At 67.2% G+C, this 15598-nt stretch carries 17 protein-coding genes; 7 read left to right on the top strand and 10 right to left on the bottom strand.

Annotated features, from left to right (window positions below):
* The first annotated feature begins 17 nt into the window (after positions 1-17).
* The 3 genes from otsB to otsA are packed head-to-tail and all read left to right on the top strand — an operon-like array spanning position 18 to position 4086.
* Positions 18-782 carry a trehalose-phosphatase gene (gene otsB / locus QTI24_RS16700; RefSeq protein ID WP_286601875.1) on the top strand — a complete coding sequence of 255 codons (765 nt, stop codon included), beginning with the start codon at positions 18-20 and terminating at the stop codon, positions 780-782.
* Positions 779-2704 (top strand): glycoside hydrolase family 15 protein, encoded by a 1926-nt coding sequence (locus QTI24_RS16695; RefSeq protein WP_503011268.1) that lies wholly within the window; start codon positions 779-781, stop codon positions 2702-2704. Before otsB ends, QTI24_RS16695 begins: the two co-directional genes overlap by 4 nt.
* Positions 2701-4086: an alpha,alpha-trehalose-phosphate synthase (UDP-forming) gene (otsA, locus tag QTI24_RS16690; protein WP_286601873.1), complete on the top strand. Its 1386-nt coding sequence runs from the start codon at positions 2701-2703 to the stop codon at positions 4084-4086. The genes QTI24_RS16695 and otsA overlap by 4 nt, the downstream gene beginning before the upstream one ends.
* 2 nt (positions 4087-4088) lie before the next feature.
* Here the strand turns inward: otsA and QTI24_RS16685 are convergent, their stop codons facing one another.
* Both QTI24_RS16685 and QTI24_RS16680 read right to left on the bottom strand, forming a co-directional pair.
* Positions 4089-4484: a hypothetical protein gene (locus tag QTI24_RS16685; RefSeq protein ID WP_286601871.1), complete on the bottom strand. Its 396-nt coding sequence runs from the start codon at positions 4482-4484 to the stop codon at positions 4089-4091.
* A gap of 131 nt (positions 4485-4615) precedes the next feature.
* Complete coding sequence (locus QTI24_RS16680; protein WP_286601870.1) at positions 4616-4939, bottom strand: hypothetical protein; 324 nt, start codon at positions 4937-4939, stop codon at positions 4616-4618.
* Positions 4940-5119: 180 nt separating this feature from the next.
* Here QTI24_RS16680 and QTI24_RS16675 point away from each other — a divergent pair, with 180 nt between their 5' ends.
* Positions 5120-6589, top strand: a complete 1470-nt coding sequence (locus tag QTI24_RS16675) for an aminotransferase-like domain-containing protein (RefSeq protein ID WP_286601869.1) — start codon at positions 5120-5122, stop codon at positions 6587-6589.
* 7 nt (positions 6590-6596) lie between these two features.
* On the opposite strand, the gene QTI24_RS16670 is transcribed toward QTI24_RS16675, so the two are convergent.
* The 8 genes from QTI24_RS16670 to QTI24_RS16635 all read right to left on the bottom strand — a co-directional run bounded on the left by QTI24_RS16670 (position 6597) and on the right by QTI24_RS16635 (position 13484).
* Complete coding sequence (locus QTI24_RS16670) at positions 6597-7523, bottom strand: ROK family protein (protein ID WP_286601868.1); 927 nt, start codon at positions 7521-7523, stop codon at positions 6597-6599.
* A 4-nt stretch (positions 7524-7527) separates the two neighbouring features.
* The gene (locus QTI24_RS16665; protein WP_028251900.1) at positions 7528-7722 is read right to left on the bottom strand and encodes a DUF2905 domain-containing protein; all 195 of its coding nucleotides are present in this window, start codon (positions 7720-7722) and stop codon (positions 7528-7530) included.
* 9 nt (positions 7723-7731) lie between these two features.
* The gene (gene hisN, locus QTI24_RS16660) at positions 7732-8514 is read right to left on the bottom strand and encodes a histidinol-phosphatase (RefSeq protein WP_286601867.1); all 783 of its coding nucleotides are present in this window, start codon (positions 8512-8514) and stop codon (positions 7732-7734) included.
* A gap of 41 nt (positions 8515-8555) precedes the next feature.
* The gene (locus QTI24_RS16655; protein ID WP_286601865.1) at positions 8556-9425 is read right to left on the bottom strand and encodes an ABC transporter permease; all 870 of its coding nucleotides are present in this window, start codon (positions 9423-9425) and stop codon (positions 8556-8558) included.
* Positions 9422-10201: an ABC transporter ATP-binding protein gene (locus tag QTI24_RS16650; protein WP_286601953.1), complete on the bottom strand. Its 780-nt coding sequence runs from the start codon at positions 10199-10201 to the stop codon at positions 9422-9424. The genes QTI24_RS16655 and QTI24_RS16650 overlap by 4 nt, the downstream gene beginning before the upstream one ends.
* 101 nt (positions 10202-10302) lie before the next feature.
* Entirely contained in the window at positions 10303-11313 is a 1011-nt protein-coding gene (locus QTI24_RS16645) for an ABC transporter substrate-binding protein (protein ID WP_286601863.1), read from the bottom strand.
* Between the two features lie 41 nt (positions 11314-11354).
* Positions 11355-12254, bottom strand: coding sequence for a TauD/TfdA dioxygenase family protein (locus tag QTI24_RS16640; RefSeq protein WP_286601862.1), 900 nt, complete (start codon positions 12252-12254; stop codon positions 11355-11357).
* A gap of 132 nt (positions 12255-12386) precedes the next feature.
* Positions 12387-13484 (bottom strand): class I SAM-dependent methyltransferase, encoded by a 1098-nt coding sequence (locus tag QTI24_RS16635; RefSeq protein WP_286601860.1) that lies wholly within the window; start codon positions 13482-13484, stop codon positions 12387-12389.
* A 17-nt stretch (positions 13485-13501) separates the two neighbouring features.
* Here QTI24_RS16635 and QTI24_RS16630 point away from each other — a divergent pair, with 17 nt between their 5' ends.
* The 3 genes from QTI24_RS16630 to ttcA are packed head-to-tail and all read left to right on the top strand — an operon-like array spanning position 13502 to position 15598.
* A complete protein-coding gene (locus QTI24_RS16630; RefSeq protein WP_286601858.1) occupies positions 13502-14299 on the top strand; it encodes an SDR family oxidoreductase in 798 nt (265 codons plus the stop codon).
* Positions 14296-14685 carry a dihydroneopterin aldolase gene (locus QTI24_RS16625; RefSeq protein ID WP_126837247.1) on the top strand — a complete coding sequence of 130 codons (390 nt, stop codon included), beginning with the start codon at positions 14296-14298 and terminating at the stop codon, positions 14683-14685. Before QTI24_RS16630 ends, QTI24_RS16625 begins: the two co-directional genes overlap by 4 nt.
* 1 nt (position 14686) lies before the next feature.
* Positions 14687-15598, top strand: coding sequence for a tRNA 2-thiocytidine(32) synthetase TtcA (gene ttcA / locus QTI24_RS16620; RefSeq protein WP_286601857.1), 912 nt, complete (start codon positions 14687-14689; stop codon positions 15596-15598).

Below are 15598 nucleotides of genomic sequence, written 5' to 3'. Positions count from 1 at the left end.
GCTATGGTTTTCCCTCCATGCTGCAGACGCCCCCCCGACTCACGCCCGACGCGGCTCTCTTCCTCGACTTCGACGGCACTCTGGTGCCCATCGCCGAGACGCCGGAGGCCATCCACGTCCCCGCCGCCATGGTCCCGCTGCTCAGCGACCTGCATGATCTGCTGGGCGGTGCGCTGGCGGTCGTCTCGGGCCGGCAGATCGACGTGCTCGACCGCTTTCTCGCGCCGCTGCGCCTGCCTGCTGCCGGCGAACACGGCGTACAGCGACGCGACGCCGAAGGCCAGATGCAGGAGCAGCGCGCACTGGATCTCACTGCGGTGCTCGCAGTGGCCAACGAACTTGCCCGCGTGTACGAAGGGCTGCTGGTCGAGCGCAAGCACGCCGCCATCGCCCTGCATTACCGGCTTGCGCCACAACTCGAGGCCGTCTGCCGCGATGCCATGGCGCGCGCGATCGACGGCCAGCCGCAGTTCGAACTGCTGCACGGCAAGTTCGTGTTCGAAGTCAAACCGGCGGGCATCAACAAGGGTGTCGCGATCGACGCCTTCCTGCGCGAAGCGCCGTTCGCGGGCCGCGTGCCGGTGTTTGCCGGCGACGACACCACCGACGAAAGCGGCTTCGCCATCGTGCAGCCGCGCGGTGGCGTGGCGATCAAGGTCGGCTCCGGTCCCAGCCTGGCGCTGCATCGGCTCGATTCGCCGCGCGAGGTGTTCGAATGGCTGGTGGCAGCGCGGGACCTGCTCGCGGCATCGCCACCCGCAACCCCAAGGAAACCGGCATGACCATTCTCCAGAAAGAGGTCGACGCGCCTGAAGACCGCGCCGGCCAGTCCGTCGCGGGCGCAGCGGGCGCCAGCGACAAGGCGCCCGCCCATCCCGAGGCCATCACCGATCCTTCCGCGCGCACCGGCTTCGGACCGCCGGCCGAGGCCTCGCTCAACGTCGGCGTCATCGGCAACTGCGCCTACAGCGCGCTGATCGACGGGCGCGGCCGCGTCGTGTGGAGCTGCCTGCCGCGCTTCGACGGCGACCCCGTCTTCAACGCGCTGCTGCACACGGGCGAGGATGCGAGCGCCTGGGCCATCGAGATCGAGGACTTCGCATCGTCGAAGCAGTGGTACGAGCCGAACACCGCCGTGCTTCGCACCCAGCTCTTCGATTCCGCCGGTCAGGGCATCGAGATCACCGACCTGGCGCCGCGGTTCCACAGCCGCTCGCGCTACTTCCGGCCGCTCACGATGGTGCGTCGCGTCAAGCCGATCAAGGGCACGCCGCGCATCCGCGTCACGCTCGCGCCGCGCTTCCAGTGGGGCACCATGGCGCCGACCATCACGCGCGGCAGCAATCACATCCGCTACGTGGGGCCCGACTTCACGCTGCGGCTGAACACCGACGCGTCGGTCTCGCACATCCTGTCGCGCCAGGCTTTCGTTCTCTCGCGCGAATACAACTTCGTGCTGGGTGCCGACGAGACGCTGACCGACGGCATCGCCGACACGGCCCGCCATTTCGAGCAGGAGACCATCGCCTACTGGCGCACCTGGAGCAAGCGGCTCGCGATTCCCTTCGAATACCAGGACGCGGTGATCCGCGCGGCCATCACGCTCAAGCTCTCGCTCTACGAGGACACGGGCGCGATCGTCGCCGCGATGACCACCAGCATCCCCGAGGCGCCGGGCAGCCAGCGCAACTGGGACTACCGCTACTGCTGGCTGCGCGATGCCTTCTTCGTGGTGCGCGCGCTCAACAGCCTTTCCGAAGTGGGCACGATGGAGGACTACCTCCGCTGGCTGTCCAACGTGGTGATCGGCTCGCGCGGCGAACACATCCAGCCGCTCTACGGCATCGGCCTGGAGGGCGAGTTGCCGGAGTCCTTCGTCGAGGGCCTCAGCGGCTATCGCGGCATGGGGCCGGTGCGCGTCGGCAACCAGGCGCAGGAGCACTTCCAGCATGACGTCTACGGCAACATCGTGCTCGGCGCGGCGCAGGCCTTTCACGACCATCGGCTGTTGAGCCGGGCCGGCGTGGCGGAGTTTCCATACCTGGAAGCTGTCGGCGAGCAGGCGATCCGCGTCTACGGCACGCCGGATGCGGGCATGTGGGAGCTGCGCACACGCGCACGCATCCACACCAGTTCGGCGCTGATGAGCTGGGCCGCCTGCGATCGCCTCGCCAAGATCGCCCGTGCGCTTGGACTCACGGAGCGCGCTGCCTACTGGCATGGGCATTCGTCGCGCATGCGAGAAGAGATCCTCAGCCGGTCGTGGTGCGAGGAACGTCAGGCCTTTGCCGAAAGCTTCGGCGGCCACGAACTGGATGCGAGCATCCTGCTCATGGCCGAGGTCGGCCTGATCGACGCACGCGACCCGCGCTTCGTCTCCACCGTCGAGGCGATGGAAAAGTCGCTCTGCGACGGCCCCTACATGCGCCGCTACGAAGCCGCCGACGACTTCGGCAAGCCCGAGACGGCCTTCAACATCTGCACCTTCTGGCGCATCGACGCGCTGGCCAAGATCGGCCGCAAGGCCGAGGCGCGGCAGATCTTCGAGACCATGCTCGCGGCGCGCAATCCGCTGGGACTGCTGTCCGAGGACACGCACCCGGTCACCGGAGAGATGTGGGGCAACTTCCCACAGACCTACTCGATGGTGGGCATCATCAACGCGGCCGTAAGACTGTCTGCACCCTGGGACTCCTGCATATGAGTCGACTGGTGGTGGTTTCCAACCGGGTTGCCGATCCACGCAAGCCGGCAGCCGGCGGATTGGCCGTTGCACTCGGCGAGAGCCTCCAGCAAAGCGGCGGCCTGTGGTTCGGTTGGAGCGGCGCCATCGTCGAGGAAGGGCCCACCGGCGAAGGCGAGATGCACAAGCAGCAGGCCGGCAAGGTCACGCTCGCCACCATCGACCTGAGCCGCGATGACCACGACAGCTACTACCTCGGCTACAGCAACGACGTGCTCTGGCCGGTGTTCCACGACCGGCTCGACCTCGCGCATTTCGAGGCGGCCTTCATCGGCGGCTACCGGCGCGTGAACCAGCTCTTTGCCCGCAAGCTGATGCCGCTGCTGCAGGACGACGACATCATCTGGGTGCACGACTACCACCTGATCCCGCTGGCCGCCGAGCTGCGGGCGATGGGGTGCCGGCAGCGCATCGGCTTCTTCCTTCACATTCCACTGCCGCCGCAGATCATCATGGCGGCAATCCCGCAGCATGAGTGGCTGGTGCGCTCGCTGTTCGCCTATGACCTGATCGGCTTCCAGTCGCACCAGGACGTGCAGCACTTCGAGCACTACGTAAAGAACGAGGCCCACGGCGAGAAGCTGGACGACCAGCACTATCGCGCCTATGGCCAGACAGTACGCTGCGACGCCTTCCCGATCGGCATCGACGTCGACGAGTTCGCCGCGCTCACTCACGCGAAGGAGTCGCGCGACATGTTCGAGACCATGCGGCGCGAGTACTCCAGTCGCCGTTTGTTGCTGGGCATCGACCGGCTCGATTACTCCAAAGGCATCCCGCAGCGGGTGCGCTCGTTCCGCGAACTGCTGGCCAACTACCCCGAGAACCGCCGCAGCGCCACGCTGATCCAGATCGCATCGCCCACGCGCGAGACGGTCGACGCCTATGCCGACATCCGGCGCGAACTCGAATCGCTGTGCGGCGCCATCAACGGCGACTACGGGGAGCTCGACTGGATGCCCGTGCGCTACATCCACCGCATGGTGGCGCGCAAGCGCGTGCCGGGCTTGTGCCGCGCCGCGGCCGTCGGCCTCGTCACACCGCTGCGCGACGGCATGAACCTTGTCGCGAAGGAATACATCGCGGCGCAGGACCCGGCGGACCCCGGTGTGCTGGTGCTGTCACGCTTTGCCGGCGCCGCCGAGCAACTCAGAGAAGCGCTGCTGGTGAATCCCTACGACACGCATGGCACCGCGGAGACGGTGCAGCAGGCGTTGCAGATGCCCCTGGACGAGCGCCGCGAGCGCCACCAGAAACTGCTGGCGCGCATTCGCGAGCAGGATGTGCACTGGTGGCGCGAAGGCTTCCTGAACGCGCTGCGCGAAGCGGAGAGCGTTCGCTAAGGCTATTCGAAGCGAACTTCCGCAACGGTCGGTGCGTCAGGCGACATCGTGTCGGCGTTGGCCAGCGAAGTCGCCGTGCGGAACCAGTACCGGCACACCGTGCGATTCACCATCGTGACGCACATCCGCCCATCGTCCTGGATTGCCCACGTACCGGATGCCCTGCCGAGCCCGGTGCGGCTGGCCTCGACGGTGCCGTCGCGACGGAATTCCCAGTGCGACATGGACCCGCTCGCAAGGTTCTTCGACAACACCGGCTTGCCGACCAGCCCGGCTTCGATGTCGGCCCGGTTCAGGTAGACACGATCTGCCGCGGCAGCCGCACCCGGGTTCAACAGCGCCGCCACGGCGGCCACCACGGAGATGAGGTAGATCACGTGAACGACGAAGCGGGTCATGAGCGGGCTCCCTTTGGGTGTCCGGGGCGCCCGGCAGGTTCGCGCGCCCCATGCCCGTCAATGTAGGCAGAGACCGCGCCGGCGACGAGTAAGCAGTTCGCGTCGGCGATGTGACGCAGTTCACACGACCGTCAGGCCGCCTTGCCGACCAGCAACTGCACGAGCCGCGTGACGCGGGAAGGCGCAGGCGGCGCCACGGTCGCAGCGCGGGGCAAGCCGCGCACCTGCGCCGGCGACAGGGCCGAGACCTCCAACCAGCCACCATGCTCGGCCACGTAGGCCTCGCCCTCGTCCAGCGTGGCCTTGGCAGTGAACACCGTTTCACCAAACCACGAGGGCGGCGATACCACGCTCACGCAGCCTCGCGTGACCAGCAGCGCAGAGCCCGCGTCGACGGCCACGCGCAGGGTCTGGCCCGGTTGAAGACATGTGATTTGGAGAAACTCGCTCGTCATCGGAACACCTCATTGAGACTGATCGGGATGACTTCATCGTAGGCAGCCGGCTGCCGGAAAAACAGGCACAGCAGCGGACATTCGCAGGCAGAACAGTGGCGCTCGACGCGCATCTGTTATGGTCGTTTCCCACTAATCTGCATCTGTTTCCGCCGCCCCGGCTGAGGGAGCATCGACTGCATGGAATCGCCACCGCTCTACCGGCAACTCGCCACGCACTACCTGGACGCGATCCGTGCGGGCTCGCTCAAGCCGGGCGACAAGCTGCCCTCGCTGCGCAGCCTGATGCGGCAGCACGGCATCAGTCTTTCGACGGCGCTGCAGTTCTGCCGCGCCCTGGAAAGCGAAGGATGGGTAGAGGCCCGCGATCGTTCGGGTTACTTCGTGCGGCGGCCGCGCCGGCTCGCGATCGCGACCATGGACGAACCTGCCGCCGACGTGGCGCCCGACCCCGCGCAGTACGTCGGCATCCATTCCAAGGTGTCGGACTTCGTGGCGCGCCGGCGCCAAGGCGAAGTGCAGGTCGACTTCTCGATGGCGCGCGGCGCGCCCGAGCTGTATCCCGCCGAGGCCCTGCGCGCCAGCATGATGCGCATGCTGCGCCAGCGGCCCAACCTGCTGACGACGGCCGCACCCTCGCGCGCCCGCACGCCCCTGCGCGAAGCGGCGGCACGGCGCGGCCTGCGCGTGGGCATGACCCTCGCGCCCGAGGAAGTGCTGGTGACCAACGGCTGCATCGAGGCACTGAACCTCGCGCTGCGTGCCGTGGCCCAGCCGGGCGACACGGTGGCGGTCGAGTCACCGACCTTCTACGGCCTGCTCCAGGTGCTCGAAAGCCTGGGCATGCGCGCCCTGGAAATTCCGACCAGCCCGCAGACCGGCCTGTCGGTCGAGGCGCTGGAGATGGCGATCGAGGCCTACGGCCACATCAAGGCGGTGGTCGTCGTGCCGCATCTGCAGAACCCGCTGGGCAGCGTGATGCCCGACGCGCACAAGCAGCGGCTGGTCGAGCTGTGCGAGCGTCATGCCATCGCGCTGATCGAGGACGACACCTACAGCGAACTGCTCGATGCCGACGCGCCACCACGCGCAATCAAGTCGTGGGACCGCACGGGCAACGTGATCCACTGCGCCTCGCTGCACAAGGTGCTGGCGCCCGGGCTGCGGCTGGGCTGGATCTCGGCCGGCCGCTGGCACGGGCGGGTCGAAATGCTCAAGTACACCCAGACCCGCAGCAACGAGGAACTCGCGCAGCACGCAGCCGGCGAGTACATGGGCACGGGCGCCTACGACCGGCATCTGCGCCGCCTGCGCGAACGGCTCCAGGTGCAGCGCGAGCGCACGGCCGATGCGATTGCGGCGCACTTTCCGTCGGGCACGCGGCTGAATCTGCCGCCCGGCGGCTTGCAGCTGTGGGTGGAGCTGCCCGAGCGTCTCTCGTCCGCCACGGTGTTCGATGCGGCCCTGCGGGAGCGGATCCTGGTGGCGCCGGGGACGCTCTTTTCCAACTCGTCGCGCTTCGACCACTACCTGCGCATCAACTGCGGCTGGCCATACGACGATGCCATCGATGCGGGGTTGCGCAGGCTGGGCGCGATCATCGGGGAATGCGCGGCTGCGCAGGCTGTGTCGGTACGCAAGGCGGCCTGAGCCGGCCTCAGTCCAGCAGGGCCAGGGCGCCGTAATCGCCGACCGTGTCCCCCAGGCCGGCGGGCACCAGCACAGCGCCGCGGGTGAGTGCCACCAGCTTGCCGTCGATCTGCGCCTGAAGTCGGGGCAAGAGGAAATCGCGGTTGTTCCAGAACACGCTCCCGCCGAGGGCGATGCGTTCGAGGTCCAACGTCGCGATCAGGTTGTAGAGCATGCGCCCCATCACGCGGCACAGCGCGTCGGTCGTCGCCAGCGCCTGCGGCTCCCCACGCGCCGTCGCTGCGAACAGCTGGGCAGCAGGCTGGCCGAAACGCCGCGCGATCGCATTGCCAGCAGCCAGCCCTTCGACGTCGCCGACGTTGCCGCAGCCGCACAGCGCGTTGGTGTCGTCGTCGACGACGAAGCTGTGCCCGGCATGCCCCGCATTGCCGTTCTTGCCGCGCAGTACGCGACCTTCGACGCACAGCCCGACACCGACACCGGTGCTCCATGTGACATAGGCGCAGTGGTCGCTTCCCTGGAGCGCGCCCCAGCGCCGCTCGGCTTCGAGCGCGGCGACGGCGTCGTTCTCGACACGGACGTGGGCGAAGCGGCGGGCCAGCGGCGCCTCCAGCAGCGCGGTCATCCACTGGTTGGGCAAGCCGCGCGCCGGTCCGGCGATGCCGCCGCAGATGTTGGGGGTGGCGAGTTCCACCAGGCCGTCGCGCAGCTCGAACGGCCCTGCGGACGACACGCCGACGCGTTCGATCGTGGCGCTGTCGATGTGCTGCTCGGCGCAGATCTCATCGACGAGCCGCATGATCTGCACCGCAACCGCATCGTTGTCGCCGGTCTTGGCGGTCGGCTCGCTGCGGCGGCCGATCAGCGGCGACGCGCTGTCGGCGGAAAGGCTCACGGCCACCTTGGTGCCGCCGATATCGACGCAGGCTCTCATCCGGTCAGATCCATCGTGCAATCAGTGCCGCGATCATGCTGAGCACGACCGTGCTCGCGATCGGCAGCTGCCACTCACGCCCGAAGGCTCGGAACTCGAAATCGCCCGGCAGCCGCCCGAAGCCGAAGCGCCGCAGCCAGGCAGTGAGCCCGCTCATCAGCACCAGCGCCAGGACAACGACGATCAACCAGCGAATCATGGGTGGAGTTTAGGCCGCAAGAATGGCCAGCGCCTGTCGGTGAAGTTCGGGCGTTGCGGCCGCGACGACGCGCGCGTTGGCCTCCAGGCCGAGCGGACGCCCTTCCCAGTCCGTAACGACGCCGCCGGCGGCCTCGATCAGACCGGTCGGGCCGAGGTAGTCATAGGGCTGCAGGCCGGTCTCGACCACCAGGTCGATCGTGCCGCCGGCCAGTTGGGCGTATCCGTAGCAGTCGCCGCCGAAACGGCGCATCGCGCATCGGCGGCTCAGCCGGTCGAAGGCCTGCCAGTCGGCTGCGTTGAAGATGTCCGGCGACGTGGTGACGATGCGCGCCTCGGCGATCGTCTTGCAGTCCCGCACGCGCACGGGCTGCCCGTTGCGTTGCGCCCCGATGCCGGCCTGGCCGATCCAGCGCTCGCCGAGCACCGGCATGTCGACCATGCCCAGCTCGACGCGGCCGCCGCGCACCAGCGCGATCAGCGTGCCCCATAGCGGCGAGCCGGTGATGAAGCTGCGCGTGCCGTCGATAGGGTCGAGCACCCAGATGCGCTCGGCATCGACGCGCTCCTGGCCATGTTCCTCGCCGAAGATGCCGTCGGCAGGGCGCTCGGCGGCGAGGATCTCGCGCATCGCCGTCTCGGCAGCGCGGTCGGCTTGAGTGACCGGGCTTTCGTCGGCCTTGGCAATGATGTCGAGCGGGGTGCGAAAGAGGCGCAGCGAATGTGCTGCCGCGGCACCGGCCAGCGCGTGGGCGACGCGCAGGTCTTCTTCGGGCGAAAAGTGGAAGCTCATGGGGAGGGATTAGAACTCACCCCCCAAGGCTCGCTCACGCACTAGCGTTGTTGGCCCCAACGCCGGACGGTCAGGCGCTCCAGGGTGGCAAACCCCAGGTTCTCGACCAGGAGACCGATCAGCACGACCATCGCCAGGCCGGCGAACACGCGATCGGTATAGAGCTCGTTGCGGTTCTGGAAGATGTACCAGCCCAGCCCGCCCTGCCCGGACGACGCGCCGAACACCAGTTCGGCCGCAATCAGCGTGCGCCAGGCGAAGGCCCAGCCGATCTTGAGCCCCGACAGGATCGACGGCAGCGCGGCCGGCACGAGGATCTGCAGCACGTAGCGCAGCCCCTTCAGGCCGTAGTTGCGGCCGGCCATGCGCAAGGTCTCCGGCACGCCCTGGAAGCCAGCGTAGGTATTGAGCGCCAGCGGCCACAGCACCGAATGGATCAACACGAACACCAGGCTGCCGCGGCCCAGGCCGAACCACAGCAGCGCCAATGGCAGGAGCGCGATGGCCGGAAGTGGGTTGAACATCGAGGTGAGGGTGTCCAGCAGGTCGCGTCCGATACGCGTCGACACCGCGAGCGTGGTCAGCGCGAAGGCCAGCACCACGCCAGCCACGTAGCCTTGCACCAGCACGACCAGCGAGATGCGGACCTTGTCGATCAACTCGCCGCTGGCCAGTCCCTGGACCAGCGCCTGCACGGTGGCGGTGAAGGTGGGCAGCAGAAGATCGTTGTCCTGCCAGCGCGCGGCAAGCTCCCAGAGCGCCGCGAGCACGCAGAGGATCAGCCCCTTGCGCAGCCAGCCCTGCGACCACAGGCGCGACGCGGCCGGCAGCGGCCGTTCGACGGCCACTGCGGTGAAGGGCTCGAGCGGCAGCTCGTATTCGGGCCGGATGGGGGGATTGGCGCTCGTCATGCGGCCACCGCCTCGTCGAACAGCAGGCGGTGGATGCGCTGCGCCGTCGCCTGGAAGTCGCCCGCGCCCAGGCTGTCCTGGGTGAAGCCGTGGCTGTTGATCTCGGCTCGCATGCGGCCCGGATGCGGCGACAACAGCGCCACGCGGTTGCCGACCACCAGCGCCTCCTCGATCGAGTGCGTTACGAACAACAGGGTGAAGCGCACTTCCTCCCACAGCGCAAGCAACTCCTCCTGCATCTTGCGGCGGGTGAGCGCGTCGAGAGCGGCAAAAGGTTCGTCCATCAGCAGCACGCGCGGCTGCATCGCCAGCGCACGCGCAATGGCCACGCGCTGCTTCATGCCCCCTGAGAGCTGGTGCGGATGCACGTCGGCAAACTTGGCGAGGCCGACCTTGTCGAGGTAGTGCATGGCACGTTCCCCGGCTTCCTTCCGGCCGAGCGTGCCGGATGCCCGCAGCGGGAAGATCACGTTCTCGCGGACGGTCTTCCAAGGCGGCAACTGGTCGAACTCCTGGAACACCACGATGCGGTCCGGGCCCGGCTGCGTCACGCGCCGGCCGTCGAGCCGGATCTCACCTTCCACCGGCGGAATGAAGCCTGCGACGGCTTTCAGCAGCGTGGACTTGCCACAGCCCGAGGGGCCGAGCAGCACGAAGCGGTCCGCCTCGTGCACATCGAAGCTCACGCGGTGCGTGGCCCGGACCAGCCGTTCGGGAGTGCGGTATTCGAGACTGACGCCATCCACCCGCAGCAACGGGTCGAGCCGGCCGTGCAGCCCGGAAGACGCCGACCGGACGGATGCCGGATGGCGCGACGGCGTGTCCGCGAAAGTCCGGCGCAGGGTGATTCCCGCCGAGGTCGACGACGAGGCCACGCTCAGTTTCCCGTCGTGTTCTGGGCGTCGTCGAAGAAGTAGTCCTTCACCGAGGCCGGCTTGTTCTTGATGGCACCCACCCGGTGCATGAATTCGGCCAGCACGTAGGTGTTCTGCGGCGTGGTCTTGAACTGCACTTCGGGGTTCTTGATGATCTTCAGCAGCAGGTCGCGGTCGATCTTCGCGTTGCCGACCTTGAGATAGATGTCCGCGGCCTTCTCCGGATTCGCGGTGACGAATTCCGCGGCCTCGTTGAGCGCGTCGAGGAAGGCGCGGTAGGTCTTCGGGTTCTCGTTGCGGAATTTCTCGGTGGCGTAAAGCACCGTGGCCGAGGCCGGGCCGCCCAGCACCTGGTAGGAGTTGAGCACGATGTGCGCGTTCGGATTGCCCGCCAGTTCCTGCTCCTGGAACGGCGGGTTGCCGAAGTGCGCGCTGATCTCGGTGCCGCCCTTGATGATGGCCGCCGCGGCGTCCGGATGCGGCACGGCCACGCTGATCTTGTCGAGCTTGTTGAACTCCTTGTCGCCCCAGAGCTTGGCGGAGGCCAGTTGCAGCACGCGCGACTGCACCGAGACACCGACGGCCGGCAGGGCAATGCGGTCCTTGTCGGTGAAGTCCGCCAGCGTCTTCACGCTCGGGTTGTTGCTGACCAAGTAATACGGGAAGTTGCCGAGCGACGCCACGCCGCGCACGTTCTGCTTGCCGTGGGTGCGATCCCACAGCGTCAGCAGTGGCCCGACGCCGGCGCCCGCGATCTCGATGTTGCCCGAGAGCAGCGCATCGTTGACCGCTGACCCGCCCGAGAGCTTGACCCACTCGACCTTGGCGTCGACGCCCGCCGCCTTGGCGTGCTTCTCGATGAGCTTCTGTTCCTGCGCGACGTTCAGCAAGAGATAGACGATGCCGAACTGCTCGGCGATGCGGATGCGGCCTTCGGCGTGCGCTGCGATGCTGCCGAGGGTCAAACCGATGCCTGCAATGAGTGCGGCGGTGTTGCGTGTGAAACGGTTCATGGTTTTTCTTGTTGCGTATTGCTTCTTGGGATGAGTCCCGATCAGAACGGCGTGTCGCCTTCGATCGTGGTGCGGTAGAGCTTGCGGCGGAGTTCGTCGGGCGTGCCGGCCGCCAGGTGCATCAGCGAACGGTTGTCCCAGAACACCAGGTCGTGCGGCGCCCAGTGGTGGCGGTACACGAACTCGGGCTTCACGCTGTGCGCGAACAGTTCGGCGAGCAGCGCATCGCTCTCGTCCTGCGGCAAGCCGACGATGCGCGTCGTGAAATGCTCGCTGACGAACAGCGCCTTGCGGCCCGTTTCCGGATGCGTACGCACCACCGGCTGGATGGCGGGCGCAACCTGGTCGATCTGCGCCTGCGAGAGCTTGGGCCGCCACGGATTCTTCGAACGCAGTTCCTCGTACTTGGCGAGATAGCTGTGCTCCGCCTTCAGAGGCAGAACGCGCTTCTGCAAGTCGGGGCTGAGCGCCTCCCACGCAAGATGCTGGTCGGCGAAGAGCGTGTCGCCACCCTGGCTCGGCAGTTCCTGCGCGTGCAGCAGCGAGCCGAGGCTGGGCCTGGGCTTGTACGAGATGTCGGAGTGCCAGTACACGCCCGCGTCGCCCAGGCCGATGGGTTCGCCGTTCTCCTTGATGTTCGAGACGATCAGGATCTCGGGATGCCCCTTGAGTTGGAACTGGTGGAGCACGTGGATTTCGAGTGCGCCGAATCGGCGGCTGAACGCGATATGGTCCGCGGGCGTGACCTGCTGGTCGCGGAACACGACCACGTGATGGTCGAGGTGCGCGCGGTGGATGCGCGCGAAATCCACATCGTTGATCGGCTTCGAGATGTCGAGGCCGACGATTTCGGCCCCCACCGGCGCGTCGAAACGGCGCACTTCGAAATGCTGCGCCGGCGCGTTGCGCGTACCGGCGTCAGAAGAGAGAACAGCAGTCATCCAAACAATCCATCGTGGAGCCCGCCCATCCGGATGAAGGGCAGCGAGCCGGCCACTTTAGGAGCCGGCCCGTTGATTTCCAACGAATTGTTTGTTGCTAGCTTATTCGGGCGTCTCCGCAGCCTCCGGGCCTTACAACGTGTGCACGCGGTCGCCCTCGGCGAACCCGATCGCGTCCCAGGGCTCGCCCGCCACGAAGCCGATCACCTTGAACAGTTCGCCCATCTCGTGCTCATGGATCAGCCGCGCCGCCAGCGTGCGCTCGGCGAGCGTGGCCTGTTCCAGCATCGGCAGGATGCCGGCATTGAGCAGGAACCTCGCCTGACTGCAGTAGCCCAGCACTTCGAGGCCGGCGTCCTGGCCCGCCACGGCCACGCCGGTGAAGTTCACGTGCGCGGTGATGTCCTTCTGGCCCACGTCAGCCAGCGGATCAGGGTCGGCCAGATGACCGCGATGGCACATCACCGTGCCCATGTGGCGCTGCGGGTGGTAGTACTCGGACTCGGGAAAACCGTAGTCGATGAAGAAGGCCGCGCCCTGTTTCATGCGATCGGCCAGGGTGGCGATGAAGGCCTCGGCCTGCGGGTGGATCTCGCTCAGGTAGTCGTGCGCGCCCTGGACTTCGACCGGCGGGCGCAACTCGGTGGGGCGGTCTTCCCACGCAAGACCATCGCCGTGCCGCACCACGCCGCGCTCGAACCATTCGCCCTTTGTGCGCACCAGCAGTTGCACCGGCATCGCATCGAGCACTTCGTTGCCAACCACCACGCCGCGGAGGGTTTCGGGCAGTTCGGACAGCCATTCGACCTTGCCGGAATGCTGTGCCAATGTCTGCTGCTGGCGCTCGCGCAGCGTGCCGGAGAGGTCGACGATGCGGTAGCGCGCCACGCGGTCGCCCAGCGCGTCGAGCAACTGGAGGGCGAGCGCGCCCGATCCGGCGCCGAATTCCCAGACTTCGTCCGTGCCAGTCTTGTCGAGGGCCTCCGCCACCTGGATCGCCAGGGTCCGGCCGAACAGCGGCGTGAGTTCGGGCGCGGTCACGAAGTCGCTGCCGGAGTCCGGCATCTGGCCGAACTTGCGGCTCGTGTTGGCGTAGTAGCCCAGTCCCGGTGCGTAGAGAGCCATGGCCATGAAGCGGTCGAAAGGCAGCCAGCCACCGGCGCGCTGCAGCGCGGCATCGATAATCCGGGTCAAAGGGGTGGCGCGATCGGCGCCCTGCTCCAGGTTCATACGGGAAATCTATCAGGATGGCTGAATCAACCCCACGCCACGGCGTGCTCGTGACGGGCGGCGGCCAGCGGCTCGGCGCCGCTGTCTGCGAGGCTTTCGCGCGCGCGGGCTGGCGGGTGTGGTGCCAATACCGCGAATCGCGGGATCAGGCGCAGGCATTGTGCGCGCGCCTGCGCGATGAAGGCCATGACGCCACGGCTGTCGAAGCCGACATCGGCGCCGAAGACAACCGGTGCGCACTGGTCGAGCATGCGTCAGCCGATGGCCCACTGGCGTGCATCGTCAACAACGCCTCGGCCTTCGAGCCCGACACCGGACTGGACTTCGAGGCCGACGCGGCAATGCGCCAGATCGGCGTGAACCTGCTCGCCCCGCTCTCCTTCGCTCGGCTGCTGGCCCGAAGCGCGAAAGCGGGCGACGGCGTCGACCGGTCGGCCATCCACGTGCTCGATCAGAAGGTCTACAACCTCAACCCCGACTACTTCTCCTACACCGTGTCCAAGCTGGCGCTGGAGCGCGCCATCGCCCTCCAGGCCCAGTCGCTGGCGCCGGCGGTGCGCGTGTGCGGCGTAGCGCCGGGCATCCTCTACAGAAGCGGACCTCAGACCGAGGACAATTTCGCGAGGGCCTCGCGCGCCAACCTGATGCGTCGGCCCATCGATCCGGCCGACGTCGCCAGGACCTGCGTCTTCCTTGCCGGCACGCCCAGCGTGACCGGCACCACCTTTTGCGTCGACAACGGCCAGCACCTCGTGCCGCTGCCGCGCGACATCATGTTCGTCGTCGACGACCTGCTGAAAGCCTCTCCCCCATGACCACTGCCGCTCTCGACCCCTTGCTGCTCTCCTGCCGGCGCGTTTTCCTGCGCGACTACGAGGTCTGGATCAACATCGGCGTGCATGAATTCGAGAAGCGCGCCGAGCAGCGCGTGATCATCAACGTCGACCTCTACGTGCCGCTCGACGTCTCGACGCCGAAGTCGGACGAGCTCGACGAAGTGGTGGACTACGACTTCATCCGCCGCACCGTCGCCACGCGCCTGAGCAAGGGCCACATCCATTTGCAGGAAACGCTGTGCGACGACATCCTCACGCAGGTGCTGGCGCATCCCAAGGTGCAGGCCGCCCGCGTGTCGACCGCCAAACCCGACGTCTACCCCGACTGCGACGCAGTGGGCGTTGAAGTCTTTCGGAGCAAGTGAAATGAGTGCCGTATGGATCGACGAGACGCCCTCGTCCACCAACAACCTGAAGATCGAACGCGAGACCCACAAGCTCGAGAAGCGGCTGTGCCGCGAAGTGGGCCGCGCCATCGTCGACTACAACATGATCGAGGAAGGCGACAAGGTCATGGTGTGCGTCTCGGGCGGCAAGGACAGCTATGGACTGCTCGACATCCTGCTCAAGCTGCGGGCCCGTGCGCCGATCCACTTCGACATCGTCGCGGTCAACCTCGACCAGAAGCAGCCCGGTTTTCCGGAGGACGTGCTGCCCGGCTACCTCACGGCGTTGGGCGTGCCCTTTCACATCGAGGAGCAGGACACCTACTCGATCGTCAAGCGCGTCATTCCGGAAGGCAAGACCACCTGCGGGCTGTGCAGCCGCCTGCGGCGCGGCATCCTGTACCGCGTGGCGGACGAACTCGGCGCCACCAAGGTCGCGCTGGGCCATCACCGCGACGACATGCTGCAGACCTTCTTCCTCAACATGTTCTTCGCGGCCAAGCTCAAGTCGATGCCTCCCAAGCTGGTGAGCGACGACGGCAAGCACATCGTGATCCGCCCGCTCGCCTACGTGGCCGAGAAGGACCTGATCCGCTGGGCGCAGCACCGAGAATTCCCCATCATCCCGTGCACCCTCTGCGGCAGCCAGGAGAACCTGCAGCGCAAGCAGGTCGGCGAGATGCTGCGCGAATGGGACCGCAAGTTCCCGGGCCGCATCGAGAACATGTTCAGCGCGCTACAGAACGTCGTGCCCTCGCACCTGCTGGACGGAACATCGTTCGACTTCAAGGGGCTGAAGGCGACGGGCATCGCCGATGCCGACGGGGACAAGGCCTTCGACGCACCCGAATTCCCGACGGCGCCTTCGCCACTGCGCATCGTCCAACTCTGA

Origin of the sequence: Variovorax sp. J22P240, assembly GCF_030316855.1 — a bacterium.
Taxonomy (GTDB): domain Bacteria; phylum Pseudomonadota; class Gammaproteobacteria; order Burkholderiales; family Burkholderiaceae_C; genus Variovorax.
The sequence above is the reverse complement of the archived record's forward strand: the minus strand, read 5'-3'. Positions and strand labels throughout refer to the sequence as shown.

What these genes read in the sequence shown, in the direction of transcription:
- otsB (WP_286601875.1), top strand. Translation starts at nt 18, where the DNA reads ATGCTGCAGACGCCCCCCCGACTCACGCCCGACGCGGCTCTCTTCCTC.
- QTI24_RS16655 (WP_286601865.1), bottom strand. Translation starts at nt 9,425, where the DNA reads ATGACGAGCGCCAATCCCCCCATCCGGCCCGAATACGAGCTGCCGCTC.
- QTI24_RS16675 (WP_286601869.1), top strand. Translation starts at nt 5,120, where the DNA reads ATGGAATCGCCACCGCTCTACCGGCAACTCGCCACGCACTACCTGGAC.
- QTI24_RS16625 (WP_126837247.1), top strand. Translation starts at nt 14,296, where the DNA reads ATGACCACTGCCGCTCTCGACCCCTTGCTGCTCTCCTGCCGGCGCGTT.
- QTI24_RS16670 (WP_286601868.1), bottom strand. Translation starts at nt 7,523, where the DNA reads ATGAGAGCCTGCGTCGATATCGGCGGCACCAAGGTGGCCGTGAGCCTT.
- QTI24_RS16665 (WP_028251900.1), bottom strand. Translation starts at nt 7,722, where the DNA reads ATGATTCGCTGGTTGATCGTCGTTGTCCTGGCGCTGGTGCTGATGAGC.
- QTI24_RS16685 (WP_286601871.1), bottom strand. Translation starts at nt 4,484, where the DNA reads ATGACCCGCTTCGTCGTTCACGTGATCTACCTCATCTCCGTGGTGGCC.
- hisN (WP_286601867.1), bottom strand. Translation starts at nt 8,514, where the DNA reads ATGAGCTTCCACTTTTCGCCCGAAGAAGACCTGCGCGTCGCCCACGCG.
- QTI24_RS16645 (WP_286601863.1), bottom strand. Translation starts at nt 11,313, where the DNA reads ATGAACCGTTTCACACGCAACACCGCCGCACTCATTGCAGGCATCGGT.
- QTI24_RS16695 (WP_503011268.1), top strand. Translation starts at nt 779, where the DNA reads ATGACCATTCTCCAGAAAGAGGTCGACGCGCCTGAAGACCGCGCCGGC.
- otsA (WP_286601873.1), top strand. Translation starts at nt 2,701, where the DNA reads ATGAGTCGACTGGTGGTGGTTTCCAACCGGGTTGCCGATCCACGCAAG.
- QTI24_RS16640 (WP_286601862.1), bottom strand. Translation starts at nt 12,254, where the DNA reads ATGACTGCTGTTCTCTCTTCTGACGCCGGTACGCGCAACGCGCCGGCG.
- ttcA (WP_286601857.1), top strand. Translation starts at nt 14,687, where the DNA reads ATGAGTGCCGTATGGATCGACGAGACGCCCTCGTCCACCAACAACCTG.
- QTI24_RS16635 (WP_286601860.1), bottom strand. Translation starts at nt 13,484, where the DNA reads ATGAACCTGGAGCAGGGCGCCGATCGCGCCACCCCTTTGACCCGGATT.
- QTI24_RS16680 (WP_286601870.1), bottom strand. Translation starts at nt 4,939, where the DNA reads ATGACGAGCGAGTTTCTCCAAATCACATGTCTTCAACCGGGCCAGACC.
- QTI24_RS16630 (WP_286601858.1), top strand. Translation starts at nt 13,502, where the DNA reads ATGGCTGAATCAACCCCACGCCACGGCGTGCTCGTGACGGGCGGCGGC.